Raw genomic sequence first — 14,349 nt, 5'->3', positions numbered from 1 at the left:
ATGGAGTTCACGCGACGTGAAACGATGGCCATTGGCGCCGGGGCTGCGCTTGCCGCAGTGCTGCCCGGGGTCGTGTCCGCGGCCGTCAAGGCCAGTATCGACGAATTCACCGGGGGCGCCGAGGTCGGCACCGGCGGTGTCACCCTGACCGCGCCGGAGATTGCCGAGAACGGCAACACCGTTCCGATCTCCGTGAGTGCCCCCGGCGCCACGGCGATTCTGGTGCTGGCTCTGGGCAACCCGACCCCTGCCGTGGCCGAGTTCAAGTTCGGTCCGCTTGCGGGCGACCAGTCCGCCTCGACCCGCATTCGCCTCGCCGGCACCCAGGAGGTCGCCGCCATCGCCAAGATGGCCGACGGCACTTTCTCGTCGGAGACCAAGACCGTAAAGGTCACCATCGGCGGCTGCGGCGGCTAACCAGAGGAGACCAGGAACATGGCAAAAGGTGTAAAACCCCGCGTGAAAGTCCCGAAGTCGGCCTCTGCCGGGGACACGATCACGATCAAGACCCTGATTTCGCACAAGATGGAATCCGGGCAGCGCAAGGACAGCGATGGCAACACCATCCCGCGCTCGATCATCAACCGCTTCGTGGCGAGCTTCAACGGCGAGACCGTGATCGACGTGGACATGGCGCCCGCGATCTCGACCAACCCGTATTTCGAGTTTGACGCGAAGGTTCCGGAGGCCGGTGAATTCACCTTCACATGGTATGACGACGACGGCTCGGTCTACGAGACCACCAACGCCATCGCCGTCAGCTGAAGGCCCGCGCGGCCGGACCCCCCGGCCGCGCCTTTCTGGGAGGAAACACATGAAGACACTGTCGCTCAAGGCCGCCTTCAGCATAGCTACCGCGGTGACAGCTTTCGGTCTCGGCACCGCGGCCCATGCCATCGACGAGCTGGTGATCAACGGCGAAGAAAAGCTGGTCACCGAAACCGCCGCCCCGGCGCACCTGGAAAACATGTCGACCATCCGGTCCGGCTGGACCTTCCGGACGGATGAGACCAAGTCGCTCCAGATGGACGATTTCGACAATCCGGGCATGATCTTCGTCGACAAGGCGATCGACGCCTGGAACACCGCCGAGGGTGCCGCGGAAAAGGCTTGCGCCGACTGCCACAGCGGTCCCGAGAGCATGAAGGGCCTGCGCGCCAAGCTGCCCAAGTGGAACGAGGACGCCGGCGAAGTCTGGACCATGGAGATGTATGTCAACGACTGCCGCACCAACCGGATGGAGGCTGAGGCCTGGGACTGGAACAGTGCCGACATGCGCAACATGACGGCCCTGATCGGCCTGCAATCGCGCGGAATGCCCATGGATGTGGCGATCGACGGGCCCGCCCAGTCCACCTGGGAGAAGGGCAAGGAGATCTACTATACCCGCTACGGGCAGCTCGAACTGGCCTGCGCGAATTGTCACGAGGACAATTACGACAACTACATCCGCGCCGACCACCTGAGCATGGGCATGACCAACGGCTTCCCGGTCTACCGGCTGAAACAGGCCGACCTCGTGTCCCAGCACAACCGCTTCCGCGGCTGCATCCGGGATACGCGGGCCGAAACCTTCGGCATGGGCTCGCCCGAATTCATCGCGCTGGAGCTTTACGTCGCCTCCCGCGGCAATGGCCTCTCGGTCGAAACCCCGGCCGTGCGCAACTGATCCCGTGCCGGGCGCGCCCGCAGCGCCCGGCCCACCGACCCCAATCCGACACCGCAAACCCAGCCCCGGGCGCGGAGGGAGACCTCCGCACCGCACGCCCGGATCATGCCGACGCAACCGCAGGAGCCGCCCCGATGATTTCCCGCCGTGACTTTCTCCAGGCCACCGTTGCCGCCTCCGCCATCTACGGCGCGTCGGGTGTGGGCAACTGGTCCCGCCTCGCCGCCCAGCAGGCGATGTCCCAGGACGATCTTCTGCAGTTCGACACCACGGGCAATGTCACCCTGATCCACATCACCGACATCCACGGGCAGCTCAAGCCGATCTATTTCCGCGAGCCCGAGATCAATCTCGGCGTCGGTGACAATGCCGGGATGCCGCCCCATGTGACGGGGGAGGATTTTCTCAAGCTGTTCGACATCGCCCCCGGCACGCCCGAGGCCTATGCCCTGACCTATAACGACTTCACAGCCCTCGCCCGGACCTATGGCCGGATGGGCGGGCTCGACCGGGTCTCGACGATCCTGAACGCGATCCGCGCCGACCGGCCCGATGCGCTGCTGCTCGATGGCGGCGACACCTGGCACGGCTCCTACACCGCGCTGCGCACGGATGGGCAGGACATGGTCAACATCATGAACGCCCTGCGCCCCGACGCCATGACGAGCCATTGGGAATTCACCTTCGGCATCGACCGGGTCAACGACATCGTCGAGAACCACCTCAACTTCCCCTTCCTCGGCGCCAACATCTTTGACGCCGAATGGGACGAACCCGCCTATGAGCCCTACCAGATGTTCGAGCGCGGCGGCGCGAAGATCGCCGTGATCGGCCAGGCCTTCCCCTATATGCCGATCGCCAATCCCGGCTGGATGTTCCCCAATCTCAGCTTCGGCATCCGCGAGGACCGGATGCGCGAAATGGTGGCCGAGGTCCGCGCCGCCGGGGCCGACGTGGTCGTCGTGCTCAGCCACAATGGCTTCGACGTGGACAAGAAGATGGCCGGCAACGTGGACGGGATCGACGTGATCCTCACTGGCCATACCCATGACGCCCTGCCCGAACCGGTGCTGGTGAATGGCACGATGCTGATCGCCTCGGGCTCCAACGGCAAGTTCGTCAGCCGCCTCGACCTCGACGTGCGCGACGGCGGGATCCAGGGCTTCGCCTACAAACTCATCCCGGTCTTCTCCGACGTGATCGCGCCTGACCCGGCGATGACCGCGCTGATCGACGCCGAACGCGCCCCGTTCGAGGCGGATCTGCGCGAAGTGCTGGGCACCACCGACAGCCTGCTGTTCCGGCGCGGCAATTTCAACGGCACCTGGGACGACCTGATCTGCAACGCGCTGATCGACGAACGCGAGGCCGACATCGCGCTGAGCCCCGGTTTCCGCTGGGGCCCGAGCCTGCTGCCGGGCGACGACATCACCCGCGAGGATCTCTTCAACGCCACCGCGATGTCCTACCCCAACGCCTACCGTTCTGAAATGACGGGCGAATTCCTCCACATCATCCTCGAAGACGTGGCCGACAACCTGTTCCACCCCGACCCCTATTACCAGCAGGGCGGCGACATGGTCCGCGTCGGCGGCATGGGCTACCAGATCGACATCTCCAAACCCCAGGGGCAGCGGATCACCAACATGACCCTCCTGAAGACCGGCGAGGCAATCGACCCGGCCAAGACCTATATCGTCTCCGGCTGGGCGAGCGTGAACGAAGGCACCGAAGGCCCGCCGATCTGGGACGTGGTAGAGAGCTACATCAAGCGCAAGGGCACGGTCTCGGTCGACCCGAACCAGAGCGTGAAGGTCATCGGCGCATGATCGCTTTACTTATTCAAACATCTGAATATCATTCCGATCATGTTTTCGGGAGGACAGCATGAGCACATCAAACCCCTCTGATCCAGGACGCCGCGGGTTCCTCAAAGGCGCCGCCGCCGTCACCGCCGGGGCCGCTACCGCCGGGGCCGCCCGCGCCGCGGACGACCCGCTGATCACCGAGGTGCAGCCCTGGGCGCAGAGCTTCGGCGACGGCGTGGACGCCACCCCCTACGGGATGCCCATCGAATACGAGAGCGACGTGGTCCGCCGCAATGTCGAATGGCTGACCGCCGACACGATCAGCTCGATCAACTTCACCCCGATCCATGCCCTCGACGGCACGATCACCCCCCAGGGTTGCGCGTTCGAGCGGCACCATTCCGGCGCCATCGACCTGCCCAAGGAAGACTACCGGCTGATGATCAACGGGCTGGTGGACACCCCCCTCGTGTTCACCTACGCCGATCTCGAACGCTTCCCGCGCGAAAACCACGTCTATTTCTGCGAATGCGCCGCGAACACGGGCATGGAATGGGCCGGCGCGCAGCTCAACGGCGCGCAGTTCACCCATGGCATGATCCACAACATGGAATATTCCGGCATCCCGCTCCGCACCCTGCTGAACGAGGCCGGACTCGATGCGGCCGGGGATCTCGCCGACAAATGGGTCTTCGTCGAAGGCGCCGATGCCTCGTCCAACGGCCGCTCCATCCCCATGGTCAAGGCGCTCGACGACGTGCTCGTCGCGTTCAAGGCCAATGGCGAGGCGCTGCGCAAGGAACACGGCTACCCGGTGCGCCTGGTGGTGCCGGGCTGGGAGGGCAACATGTGGGTCAAATGGCTTCGCCGGGTCGAGGTGATGGACGGCCCCGTGGAAAGCCGCGAGGAAACCAGCAAATACACCGACGTGCTCGAAGACGGCACCGCCCGCAAATGGACATGGGAGATGGACGCGAAATCCGTCGTCACCTCCCCCAGCCCGCAAGCCCCGATCACCCACGGCAAGGGGCCGCTGGTGATCACCGGGCTGGCCTGGTCCGGCCGCGGGTCCATCACCCGCGTCGATGTCAGCCTCGATGGCGGCAAGAACTGGCAAGAGGCGCGGCTCGCCGCCCCGGGCACCGACAAGGCGCTGACCCGGTTCTATCTCGACCACGACTGGCAGGGCGAAGAAATGCTGCTGCAATCGCGCGCCCATGACAGCACCGGCTACGTCCAGCCCACCAAGAACCAGCTGCGCGAGATGCGCGGGCTGAACTCGATCTACCACAACAACGGCATCCAGACCTGGTGGGTGCGCGAAACCGGGGAGGCAGAGAATGTCGAGGTTTCCTAAGCTCCTGACCGCCGCCGCCCCGGCCTTTGTGTGCGCGCTGACCCTCGCCGCGCCGCCGGTGCTGGCCGACACGCTCGGCCTGGGCCGCCCCGCGACCGAGGCCGAGATCAAGGCCTGGGATCTGGACGTGCGCCCCGACGGGCGCGGCCTGCCGCCCGGCTCCGGCTCCGTCGCCGATGGCGAAGAGCTGTTCGTGGATTACTGCTCGGTCTGCCACGGGGTCTTTGCCGAAGGCGTGGACAACTGGCCCGAACTCGCGGGCGGCGACGACACCCTGGCCGACGAGGATCCGGTCAAGACCGTCGGCTCCTACTGGCCCTACCTGTCGACCGCCTGGGACTACGTGCATCGCTCCATGCCCTATGGCAACGCGCAATCCCTGACCCATGACGAGGTCTATGCGATCGTCGCCTACATTCTCTATTCGAACTTCCTGGTGGAGGACGATTTCGTCCTGTCCCACGAGAATTTCCTCGAGGTCGAGATGCCCAACGCGGACGGCTTCATCGTCGATGACCGGGCCGAGACCGAATACCCCGTCTTCAGCACCGCGCCCTGCATGACCGACTGCAAGGACAGCGTCGAAATCACCATGCGCGCCCGCGTCCTCGACGTGACCCCGGAGGATGACAGCGCCGCCGCCCCGGCTCCGGAGCCGGAGGTTACCCAGGCCGCCGCCCCCGCCGGACCCGACCCCGAACTGGTGGCCGCCGGCGAAAAGGTGTTCAAGCGGTGCGCGGCCTGTCACCAGGTGGGCGAGGGCGCCCAGAACCGCGTTGGCCCGGTGTTGACCGGAATCGTCGGGCAGCCCGCCGGGGCCGTTGCGGATTTCCGCTATTCCAAGGCCCTCGAAGAGCGCGCGGAGGAAGGCCTCATCTGGGATGCGGAAACCCTCAAGGCGTTCCTGGCCAAGCCCAAGGAATTCCTTCCGCGCAACAAGATGTCCTTCCCGGGCCTGCGCAAGGACGAGGACCTCGCGGCCATCGTGGCCTTCCTGCAAGCGCAGGAGTGACGGAATGCAGGGTAAGCTGACACCCCTGCTGTGGGCGGCGGCGCTGGTCGGGCTGACCGGTGCCGCCCCCGCGGACGAAATCGGTGACCCGGAGCGCGGCGCGCAACTCTTTCGCCAATGCGCAAGCTGCCACCAGATCGGCGACGGCGCCGAAAGCCGGGTGGGCCCTCACCTGAACGAGATCTACGGTCGCCGCGCCGGCAGCATCGAACGGTTCAGCTATTCCGACGGGATGCTGCGCATGGGGGCGGACGGGCTGATCTGGGATCTGCGCACGCTCGACGCCTATATCGCCAACCCCCGCGCGCTGGTATCGGGCACCCGGATGAGCTACCGCGGCATGCCGGAGGCGCAGGACCGCGCCGACCTTCTGGCTTACATGCGCGACTTCACCGCCAGTCCCGCCGACATCCCCGAGGCCGAACCGACAGCCCTGCCGTCGGTGCCCGAGTTGCCGCCGGATGTGCTGGCGCTGCAAGGGGATGCGGAGTGGGGGGCCTATCTTTCGTCCGAATGCACCTCCTGTCACCAGATTGACGGGACAGATCAGGGAATTCCCTCCATTACCTATTGGCCGGAAGAGGATTTTGTGCTCGCATTGCACGCATACAAGACCAAGCTGCGCCCGCATCCGGTCATGCAGATGATCGCCGGCCGGTTGAGCAACGAGGAGATTGCCGCGCTCGCAGCCTTTTTCAAGGATCCTGACTAGGGGACAGGTCAGGGTCGCATCGGGAGGAAGACCATGACTGCACTTTCAAGACGCCACTTCATCGCCACCAGCGCCGCCGTATCGGCCAGCCTCGCGGCGCCCATGGTGCGCGGCCAGGGTCGCCCGCGCGTGGTCGTGGTCGGCGGCGGCTCCGGCGGGGCCACGGCAGCGCGCTATATCGCCAAGGACAGCCAGGGCGCGATCGACGTCACCCTGATCGAGCCCCAGCGCACCTATTTCACCTGCTACTTCTCGAACCTCTATATCGGCGGGTTCCAGGACTATGACGATCTGGGCCATTCCTATGGCAAGCTTGCGTCCGAGTACGGGATCAACGTGGTCCATGACTGGGCCATTGGCGTGGACCGGGACGCCAAGACCGTGGCGCTGGCGGGCGGCGGCTCGGTCCCCTATGACCGCCTGATCCTCAGCCCCGGCATCGACTTCAAGGACGGCGCGATCCCCGGCTGGGACCTGGCGGCCCAGAACGCGATGCCCCATGCCTACAAGGGCGGGACGCAAGCGCAGCTGCTCAAGGCGCAGATCATGGCCATGCCCGAGGGCGGCACCTATGCCATGGTCGCGCCGCCCAACCCCTATCGCTGCCCGCCCGGACCCTATGAGCGGATCTCGATGGTGGCCCATGCCCTGACCCAGATGAACCCGACCGCCAAGATCCTGATCGTCGACCCGAAGGAGAAATACTCCAAACAGGCGCTGTTCGAGGAAGGCTGGCAGAAGCACTATGCCGGCATGGTTGAACGGATCGGCCCGGATTTCGGCGGCGACAAGGTCGAGGTCCGGCCCGACGCCATGGAGGTCGTGGTCGACGGGGTGGTCGAGAAGGTCGATGTCTGCAACGTGATCCCGGCCCAGAAGGCCGGTCGCATCGCCGAGCTTGCGGACCTGACCAACGAGGAAGGTTGGGCGCCGGTGGTGCCCGCGACGATGCAGAGCCGCGAGGACGAGAATATCCATGTGCTCGGCGATGCCAGCCAGCAGGGCGACATGCCCAAATCCGGCTACTCCGCCAACAGCCAGGCCAAGGTCGCGGCCATGGCCGTGCGCGGCGCGCTCACCGACAGCCGCGTGTTCCCGGCGAAGTTTTCCAACACCTGCTGGTCGCTGATCGCCACCGAGGACGGGGTGAAGGTGGGCGCGTCCTACGAGGCGACGGAGGAGAAGATCGCCAAGACCTCCGGCTTCATCTCCAACACCGGGGAGGATGCGGCGCTGCGCAAGGCCACCTACGAGGAAAGCCTCGGCTGGTACGCGGGCATCACGACTGACATGTTCGGCTGACGGCCGCCGCGGCGACCAAGCCCGTTCGAACGGGCTTGGTCACGCGATTTGCAAATCGCGTCCCAAGCGCCTTGCAAGGCGCTTGTCCAAGGCGTTTCGAAACGCCTTGGTCCCCGGGCGCTACCCTTCCATCCAGATCGTGACCGGCCCGTCATTGACCAGGGCCACGGCCATATTCGCGCCGAACCGCCCGGTCTCCACCGCCACGCCGGTCTCCGCCAGGGCCGCGGCGAAGGCCTCGTAGAGCCTCTCGCCCTCTTTCGGCGGCGCGGCGGCGGAAAACCCCGGCCGGTTGCCCCGGGAGGTGTCCGCCGCCAGGGTGAACTGGCTGACCACCAGCGCCCCGCCGCCCACGTCCAGCAGCGACCGGTTCATCCGTCCCTCCGCGTCGCGAAAGATCCGCAGCTTCGCGATCTTGCCCGCGAGTGCCGCCACGCTCCGGTCCGTATCGCCGGGCATCCCGCAGACCAGCACCAGCAGCCCAGGCCCTGTCCGCCCGATCACCGCCCCCTCCACGCGCACCGACGCCTCGGTGACCCGCTGGATCAGGGCCCTCATCGTGGCAACTCGTCCCGCCAGGGCGGGTTCGCGCCCGCCCGGCTGACGGTGATCGCGGCGGCCTGCGCGCCCAGCCGCAGGGCCGATGTCAGCACCGGCGCGTCCAGCGCCCGCAGGCGGTCCTTGTCCAGCGCGCCCGCCTCCGCCAGCCCTGCCAGGAAGCCCGCGTTGAACGTGTCGCCCGCACCCACCGTATCCACGACCTCCACCGCTTCGGCGGCGACATGGGTGATGCCGGTGGCGGTATGGGCCTCCACCCCGGCGCCGCCCCGCGTCACGCAGACCACCGCCGGCCCCCGCGCGCGCAGGGCCGCGGCACTTTCGGCCAGATCCCCCGGCCCCATCAACCAGGCCAGATCCTCGTCCGACACCTTCACGATATCCGTCACCGCCAGCATCCGGTCGATCCGCGCCCGGAACGTCGTCTCATCCTTGATGAACCCGGGCCGGATATTCGGGTCCAGCATCACCACCCGCCCCGCGGCGGCCTTCAGGCACAGCGCCTCATAGGCCGCGGCACAGGGCTCCACCGCCAGGGAAATCCCCCCGAAGAACAGCGTGCCCACCTCCGGCCCCGGGTCGGGCATATCCGCCGGGGCCAGCATCCGTCCGGCGGTGTTCTCGTCGTAGAACGCGTATTGCGCATGCCCGTCGGTCAGGGTCACGAAGGCCAGGGTCGTGGGGCGGTCCGACAGCACCGCCATGTCGCTGTCCACGTCCGCAGCCGCCAGCGCAGTCATCAGAACCTCGCCGAACAGGTCCCGCGACAGCCCCGTCACCAACCCCACATCCGCCCCCAGCCGCCCCAGCGCGACCGCGGTGTTGAACACCGCTCCGCCCGCCACCGGCGCGAACCCCGCCGTACCGTCCGGCAGCGCCCGCGGCAGCATGTCGATCAGGGCCTCGCCCGCACACAAGATCATGGAACCCTCCGTCCTGTCCTGCCCCGCAATACCGCGCCGCCGCGCGAATCGCTAGCGCTAACACAGTCCCGCTGATCCTTGGGATTTAACCTGAATCAAGGACATTGCCGCGCAAACGGCCGCATATGGGCGCGGGAGTGAGTCCAGCACAAAAGGAGGACAAGATGGTCGAGAAATCCCACGCCACCGGCTTCTGGCCGAGCCTTGCCGATCCCTTCCGGACAATGGGGTCGAAGCTCGCGGAATGGGTGGCCCCCGCATCCGAGGCCAGCGTCAAGGACACCGCCTACACCATCCGCATGGAACTGCCCGGCGTGGCCGAAGACGACGTGGATCTCAGCGTCCATGACGGCGTCGTCACCGTGAAGGGCGAGAAGAAATCCGAACGCGAGGAGAGCGGCGAGACCTGGTACTTCTCGGAGCGCCAGTATGGCAGCTTCTCGCGCAGCTTCCGCCTGCCGCCCGATGCTGACGAAGAGGCCGTCGCGGCCGAGATGAAGGATGGCGTGCTGACCGTCAGCGTGGACAAGAAAAGCCCCGAGAAGACCGGCGGCACCCGCAAGATCCAGATCTCCAGGGGCTGACGCGGCTCAGCCGGACATCGCGGCGACATAGCCCAGGGCGCCCGCCAAAAGGGCGCCCAGCACCACCGCCCCGGCGATCTTCCAGATCGAATAGGGCCGCTCGCCCGCCACCTTGCCGGTCTGCCCGTTGACCACGAAACGGTAGCTCTTGCCGTTGTACTTGTAGGCCGCCACCCAGATCGGCAGCAGGATGTGCTTGAAGGTCACGTCCGAGATCTGCGTTTCGATCCCGTGGATCCGCTGGCGATCCCCGCCAATATCGAACCGCACGTCGCGGGCGATCATCCGGTCCATCTCGGCGCGGGCCTCGTCCATCCCGTCCTCCAGCGCGACGGTGTAGCCCTCGGCCCGGAACCCGGCGATCAGCTCGGGCGTGTACGGCACGAGATCCGACAGCCGCCAGGGCGGCAACGCATCGGTCAGCCCCTTGGGCAGGCTGCGCGCCGCCAGCACCAGCAGGTCGTCGAACGCTCGCGCCACCGCGCCCGACACCCGCCGCCAGCGTACCTTCTGCACTCGCACCGTGGTCGGCTTGCCGTCGCGCATCACCGTCCGCGTGGTGTAATAGACCGTGCCCCGTTCCCCCGAATACCGGCTGCGGGTCGCCGCGTCATAGGTCCAGAACGGGGCATAGACGCCGCTCATCCGCCGCCCCTTGCGGGCGTAGGCCGCCAGCCCGTTGGGCGCGAACCACAACCGTCCGAGCCACGCGGTCATGGCGCGTCGGGCGGCGTCTTCGCTCAGCACGAAGGGGGCGATGGCCTGCGGCTTGATATGCCGGTGCGCGCCCGTGTCGGTGACCACCGGCGTTGCGCAATAGGGGCATTCGGCGGCATGCACCTCGGGCGAGAACTCGATCTGCGCGGCGCAGTTGGGGCAGGACAGCACCCGCGTGACCTCCTGCTCCAGCCCGTCGGGGCGGCGCAGGGCGGCGCGGTAGTCCTGCTCCGCGATGCCCCAGGGCGACGGGCCCAGCCCTTCGATCTCGGCCACGTTCCCGCAATGATCGCAGACCATCCTGTCCGCGCCCGGCTCGAACCGCATATCCGCGCCGCAGGCCTCGCAGGGGAAGCGATGCTCCTCCATCGAAGGCTCGGCCGGGGCCGTGGTCTCGTCGCTCATGGGCGGTTACGCGCCCGGCGGCGGGGGCGGGGGCGGCAGAATGGTGAAAAGCTGCGCCAGCTCGGTGACATCCTCTGCCCGCATCCAGCCGTCCTGCCCGGGCGTCCAGACATGGGTCTGGCGGGTCAGCCCGCCCTCGGCGGCCATGCGCCCCAGATCGGCCTTGGAAAACGGGCCCTTGGTCTGGCCGCCCTCGGCGATGTGCCAGACATGCTCCACCGGCGGGGGCGGCGGCGCGACCGGGGTGGCCGCCGCAGGTGCCGGGGCAGGGCGCGCGCCCCAGGGCCCGGCCTGGGCCATCTGCGCGCCCATGGCCATGCCCATGCCGGCCCCCAGGCCCGCGCCCATGCCACTGTCGCCCCCGGCCTTGCCGGCGGCCGTCATCGCCTCGGCGGCCGAGTATTGCGTGAACTTGCCCAGATCGCCCACCAGACCCATCGAGGTCCGCTTGTCGAGCGCCGTCTCCACCGCCGGGGGTAGCGAGATGTTCTCGATGTAAAGCTCCGGCAGGGACAGCCCGTAGCCCGCGATGGTCTCGGAGATCGCCGTGGCCACCCCCTTGCCCAGCTCGGCGGTGTTGGCGGCCATGTCCAGCACCGGAATGCCCGCGCCCGCGATCACCCGGCTGAATTCCTGCACGATGATGTTGCGGATCTGGAAGCTGATCTCATCCATGGTGAACTCGCCATCGGTGCCCACGATCTCCGACAGGAACCGCGCCGGGTCCACCACGCGCACCGAATAGGTCCCGAAGGCCCGGATCCGCACCGGCCCGAACTCCGGATCGCGCAGCATGATCGGGTTCTTGGTGCCCCATTTGAGGTTGTTGAACCGCGTCGTGTTGACGAAATAGATCTCGGACTTGAACGGGCTGCGAAAGCCGTGATCCCAGTGCTGCAGACTGGTCATGATCGGCATGTTGTTGGTCTCGAGCATGTAGAGCCCCGGCGTGAACACATCCGCCAGCTGCCCCTCGTGCACGAACACCGCCGACTGGCCCTCGCGCACGGTCAGCTTGGCGCCGTACTTGATCTCGTGGCCCTGCCGCTCGAACCGCCACACCATCGTGTCGCGGGTGTCGTCGGTCCAGTGGATCACGTCGATGAACTGACCGGAGAGGAAATCGAAGATACTCATGGCAGGGGTCCTTTCACAGGGCTCAACTTGCGCCGCCCATCACTTCACTGGCGATCTGGCGCACCAGCGGGCGCGCCTCCTCGGGGGTAAGACCGGGGGTCAGCCGGGGGTCGTAGAGCATCTGCAACAGCCGCTCGTCATGGGAGGTGAGCAGCGCGAACTCGTCGTCGTCGTTGAAGATCGAGGGCCGCGCATCGGGGCTGTCATTGGCCAGACCCAAGCCCTGGGCAATCTCCTCGTGGATGCACGACAGCCGCATCAGGTCCGGGTGCTCGGAGCGGATGATCGCCACGGCGGTGGTGTAGGTATACGGCTCCGCCCGGGTCGAGATCGCGTAGACCGAGCAGAAGGTGAACCGGTCCAGCGTCGTGATGTCGCGCAAGGTCGCATCGTCGATCTGCGGGATCAACTCGCGCAACAGCGGCCCCGCCGCGCGCAGCTCGTCCACGTTCAGAAACAGCACATGGTAATTCCCGCCCCCCGTGCTGGTGCGGATATCCGCCCCCGTCAGCCGCGCCAGCCGCCGCGTGTAGTCGCGCAAGGCGGCACTGTCCTGGGCCTTGCGCTCCGGCGGGGTCGCGGGGCCGAAGATCGCCTGCACCCGCACCGGCCCGGCCCAGCGGCGCAACCGGCTCTCGGACTGCTCGGCCACGAACCGGCCCGCGCGCAGGGTATACTCGTCAAAGAGCGCAATCCGCTCGAAATTCTCCGCCAGCTGTCGCGCGTTATAGGGCGTGTCCGGCCCGCCCCCGTCGGTGCGCATCAGCCCGGCGGTCAACTGGCGCTGCTGGAACCGGGCATAGAACTCGGCGGCCTCCAGCGACTCCTCCGACACCACGGGCGGCACAGCCCGCGGCGTGGGCGCGGGGGAGGTGACGGGCGCCACCGGCTCCAACGCACAGCCCGCCAGGGCCAGCCCGGCACAAAGCGCCGCGAGACCCGCGCGCCACGTATTCCAGTGCGCGATCATGCCTTGGGCACGGCGCTCCCGGCGTTGTAGCCCGTCTTGTCGCCGCGGGACTTGGCCGAGGCCAGCGTGTCGCGCAGCTCGGCTTCCATCTTCTGCAGCTCCTCCTCGGCGGCAGCCCTGCGGGCCTTGCCCTCGTCGGCGATCTTCAGGCTGTCCTCGATGGTCCCGATCAGGGTGGCGTTGGCCTGCTTCACGGCCTCGATGTCGAACACCCCGCGCTCCATCTCCTCGCGCACCACCTTGTTGGCCTGGCGCAGGTTCTCGGCATTCGCCGTCAACAGCTCGTTGGTCAGGTCATTGGCCCCGCGCACGGCCTCTGCGGCCTCGCGCGACCGCTGGATCGTCACCGCCTGGGCCAGCTGGGTCTCCCACAGGGGCACGGTGTTCACGAGCGTCGAGTTGATCTTGGTGACCAGCGACTTGTCGTTCTCCTGGACCAGCCGGATCGACGGCAGCGATTGCATCGTGACCTGCCGCGTCAGCTTCAGGTCATGCACCCGCCGCTCCAGGTCGTCCCTTGCCGCGCGCAGATCGCGCAGCTCCTGGGCGCGCATCACCTGGTCGTCCTCGGGCGCGGCTTCGACCTCCGCCTGTTTGGCGGGAATGGTGGTGGCGTCCAGCTCGGCGATCTTCTCCTCGCCCGCGGTGATATACACCGCCAGCTCGTCGTAGAACTCCAGCGTCTTCTCATAGAGCTTGTCGAGCGACTTGATGTCCTTGAGCAGCGTGTGCTCATGGGCCAGCAGCTCGTCGGTGATCCGGTCGATCTGGCCCTGCACCTCTTCGTAGCGCGCCGCGAACTTCGCCATGGGCGCGGCCTTGCCGGTCAGCTTCTCCCACCAGCTGCGCTCGCGCCGCACATCCAGCTCGGAAATGGAAAACCCCCGGATCGTGGTGACGATGTTGCGCAGGCTGTCGCCCGCCGGGCCCACATCCTTGTTGCGCACCCCGGCCAGCATCGACTGGCTGATCTGCTGCAACTCCGCCTGGGCCGCCGAGCCGAACTGCACGATCGACTGGGTGTCGCCCATGTCGATCTCGTCCATCGCGCGGCGAATATCGGCGGCGAGGGGCGCCTCGGCCTCGGCCAGCGGCACCAGCGCCGTGGACGGCTCCGGCAGGACCGCGGCGGTCACTTCCTCGACATCGGCGAGCGCGGCCTCGGCCTTGGCGCGAATGGTGTCTGACATGGGGT

At 67.1% G+C, this 14,349-nt stretch carries 15 protein-coding genes; 9 read left to right on the top strand and 6 right to left on the bottom strand.

The window, feature by feature from the left end:
- From soxY to DSHI_RS14210, 8 genes are all read left to right on the top strand, one after another.
- On the top strand, positions 1 to 417 hold the full coding sequence (gene soxY / locus DSHI_RS14245; protein ID WP_012179467.1) for a thiosulfate oxidation carrier protein SoxY: 417 nt from the start codon (positions 1 to 3) through the stop codon (positions 415 to 417).
- An 18-nt stretch (positions 418 to 435) separates the two neighbouring features.
- Positions 436 to 765: a thiosulfate oxidation carrier complex protein SoxZ gene (gene soxZ, locus DSHI_RS14240; RefSeq protein ID WP_012179466.1), complete on the top strand. Its 330-nt coding sequence runs from the start codon at positions 436 to 438 to the stop codon at positions 763 to 765.
- Between the two features lie 49 nt (positions 766 to 814).
- Positions 815 to 1,669, top strand: coding sequence for a sulfur oxidation c-type cytochrome SoxA (soxA, locus tag DSHI_RS14235; RefSeq protein ID WP_012179465.1), 855 nt, complete (start codon positions 815 to 817; stop codon positions 1,667 to 1,669).
- A gap of 134 nt (positions 1,670 to 1,803) precedes the next feature.
- Positions 1,804 to 3,498, top strand: a complete 1,695-nt coding sequence (gene soxB / locus DSHI_RS14230; protein ID WP_012179464.1) for a thiosulfohydrolase SoxB — start codon at positions 1,804 to 1,806, stop codon at positions 3,496 to 3,498.
- 58 nt (positions 3,499 to 3,556) lie between these two features.
- Positions 3,557 to 4,834, top strand: coding sequence for a sulfite dehydrogenase (gene soxC, locus DSHI_RS14225; RefSeq protein WP_012179463.1), 1,278 nt, complete (start codon positions 3,557 to 3,559; stop codon positions 4,832 to 4,834).
- Positions 4,818 to 5,846: a c-type cytochrome gene (locus DSHI_RS14220; RefSeq protein ID WP_012179462.1), complete on the top strand. Its 1,029-nt coding sequence runs from the start codon at positions 4,818 to 4,820 to the stop codon at positions 5,844 to 5,846. The genes soxC and DSHI_RS14220 overlap by 17 nt, the downstream gene beginning before the upstream one ends.
- Before the next feature lie 4 nt (positions 5,847 to 5,850).
- Positions 5,851 to 6,558: a c-type cytochrome gene (locus tag DSHI_RS14215; RefSeq protein WP_012179461.1), complete on the top strand. Its 708-nt coding sequence runs from the start codon at positions 5,851 to 5,853 to the stop codon at positions 6,556 to 6,558.
- A gap of 33 nt (positions 6,559 to 6,591) precedes the next feature.
- On the top strand, positions 6,592 to 7,860 hold the full coding sequence (locus DSHI_RS14210; protein WP_012179460.1) for an NAD(P)/FAD-dependent oxidoreductase: 1,269 nt from the start codon (positions 6,592 to 6,594) through the stop codon (positions 7,858 to 7,860).
- A 120-nt stretch (positions 7,861 to 7,980) separates the two neighbouring features.
- Here the strand turns inward: DSHI_RS14210 and dtd are convergent, their stop codons facing one another.
- Positions 7,981 to 8,418 carry a D-aminoacyl-tRNA deacylase gene (gene dtd, locus DSHI_RS14205; protein ID WP_012179459.1) on the bottom strand — a complete coding sequence of 146 codons (438 nt, stop codon included), beginning with the start codon at positions 8,416 to 8,418 and terminating at the stop codon, positions 7,981 to 7,983.
- Positions 8,415 to 9,341 (bottom strand): carbohydrate kinase family protein, encoded by a 927-nt coding sequence (locus DSHI_RS14200; protein WP_012179458.1) that lies wholly within the window; start codon positions 9,339 to 9,341, stop codon positions 8,415 to 8,417. The genes dtd and DSHI_RS14200 overlap by 4 nt, the downstream gene beginning before the upstream one ends.
- A 164-nt stretch (positions 9,342 to 9,505) precedes the next feature.
- Here DSHI_RS14200 and DSHI_RS14195 point away from each other — a divergent pair, with 164 nt between their 5' ends.
- Entirely contained in the window at positions 9,506 to 9,925 is a 420-nt protein-coding gene (locus DSHI_RS14195; protein ID WP_044027972.1) for an Hsp20/alpha crystallin family protein, read from the top strand.
- Positions 9,926 to 9,931: 6 nt separating this feature from the next.
- On the opposite strand, the gene DSHI_RS14190 is transcribed toward DSHI_RS14195, so the two are convergent.
- The 4 genes from DSHI_RS14190 to DSHI_RS14175 are packed head-to-tail and all read right to left on the bottom strand — an operon-like array spanning position 9,932 to position 14,344.
- A complete protein-coding gene (locus tag DSHI_RS14190) occupies positions 9,932 to 11,047 on the bottom strand; it encodes a TFIIB-type zinc finger domain-containing protein (protein WP_012179456.1) in 1,116 nt (371 codons plus the stop codon).
- A gap of 6 nt (positions 11,048 to 11,053) precedes the next feature.
- Positions 11,054 to 12,184: an SPFH domain-containing protein gene (locus DSHI_RS14185; RefSeq protein ID WP_012179455.1), complete on the bottom strand. Its 1,131-nt coding sequence runs from the start codon at positions 12,182 to 12,184 to the stop codon at positions 11,054 to 11,056.
- A gap of 22 nt (positions 12,185 to 12,206) precedes the next feature.
- On the bottom strand, positions 12,207 to 13,154 hold the full coding sequence (locus DSHI_RS14180) for a DUF2927 domain-containing protein (RefSeq protein ID WP_012179454.1): 948 nt from the start codon (positions 13,152 to 13,154) through the stop codon (positions 12,207 to 12,209).
- Positions 13,151 to 14,344, bottom strand: coding sequence for a toxic anion resistance protein (locus tag DSHI_RS14175; protein ID WP_012179453.1), 1,194 nt, complete (start codon positions 14,342 to 14,344; stop codon positions 13,151 to 13,153). Before DSHI_RS14175 ends, DSHI_RS14180 begins: the two co-directional genes overlap by 4 nt.
- Positions 14,345 to 14,349 lie beyond the last annotated feature (5 nt).

Source organism: Dinoroseobacter shibae DFL 12 = DSM 16493, from assembly GCF_000018145.1.
In the GTDB taxonomy this organism is placed as follows: domain Bacteria; phylum Pseudomonadota; class Alphaproteobacteria; order Rhodobacterales; family Rhodobacteraceae; genus Dinoroseobacter; species Dinoroseobacter shibae.
The sequence above is the reverse complement of the archived record's forward strand: the minus strand, read 5'-3'. Positions and strand labels throughout refer to the sequence as shown.

Coding starts and splice junctions, on each gene's coding strand:
- soxY (WP_012179467.1), top strand. CDS start 1: ATGGAGTTCACGCGACGTGAAACGATGGCCATTGGCGCCGGGGCTGCG.
- soxZ (WP_012179466.1), top strand. CDS start 436: ATGGCAAAAGGTGTAAAACCCCGCGTGAAAGTCCCGAAGTCGGCCTCT.
- soxA (WP_012179465.1), top strand. CDS start 815: ATGAAGACACTGTCGCTCAAGGCCGCCTTCAGCATAGCTACCGCGGTG.
- soxB (WP_012179464.1), top strand. CDS start 1,804: ATGATTTCCCGCCGTGACTTTCTCCAGGCCACCGTTGCCGCCTCCGCC.
- soxC (WP_012179463.1), top strand. CDS start 3,557: ATGAGCACATCAAACCCCTCTGATCCAGGACGCCGCGGGTTCCTCAAA.
- DSHI_RS14220 (WP_012179462.1), top strand. CDS start 4,818: ATGTCGAGGTTTCCTAAGCTCCTGACCGCCGCCGCCCCGGCCTTTGTG.
- DSHI_RS14215 (WP_012179461.1), top strand. CDS start 5,851: ATGCAGGGTAAGCTGACACCCCTGCTGTGGGCGGCGGCGCTGGTCGGG.
- DSHI_RS14210 (WP_012179460.1), top strand. CDS start 6,592: ATGACTGCACTTTCAAGACGCCACTTCATCGCCACCAGCGCCGCCGTA.
- dtd (WP_012179459.1), bottom strand. CDS start 8,418: ATGAGGGCCCTGATCCAGCGGGTCACCGAGGCGTCGGTGCGCGTGGAG.
- DSHI_RS14200 (WP_012179458.1), bottom strand. CDS start 9,341: ATGATCTTGTGTGCGGGCGAGGCCCTGATCGACATGCTGCCGCGGGCG.
- DSHI_RS14195 (WP_044027972.1), top strand. CDS start 9,506: ATGGTCGAGAAATCCCACGCCACCGGCTTCTGGCCGAGCCTTGCCGAT.
- DSHI_RS14190 (WP_012179456.1), bottom strand. CDS start 11,047: ATGAGCGACGAGACCACGGCCCCGGCCGAGCCTTCGATGGAGGAGCAT.
- DSHI_RS14185 (WP_012179455.1), bottom strand. CDS start 12,184: ATGAGTATCTTCGATTTCCTCTCCGGTCAGTTCATCGACGTGATCCAC.
- DSHI_RS14180 (WP_012179454.1), bottom strand. CDS start 13,154: ATGATCGCGCACTGGAATACGTGGCGCGCGGGTCTCGCGGCGCTTTGT.
- DSHI_RS14175 (WP_012179453.1), bottom strand. CDS start 14,344: ATGTCAGACACCATTCGCGCCAAGGCCGAGGCCGCGCTCGCCGATGTC.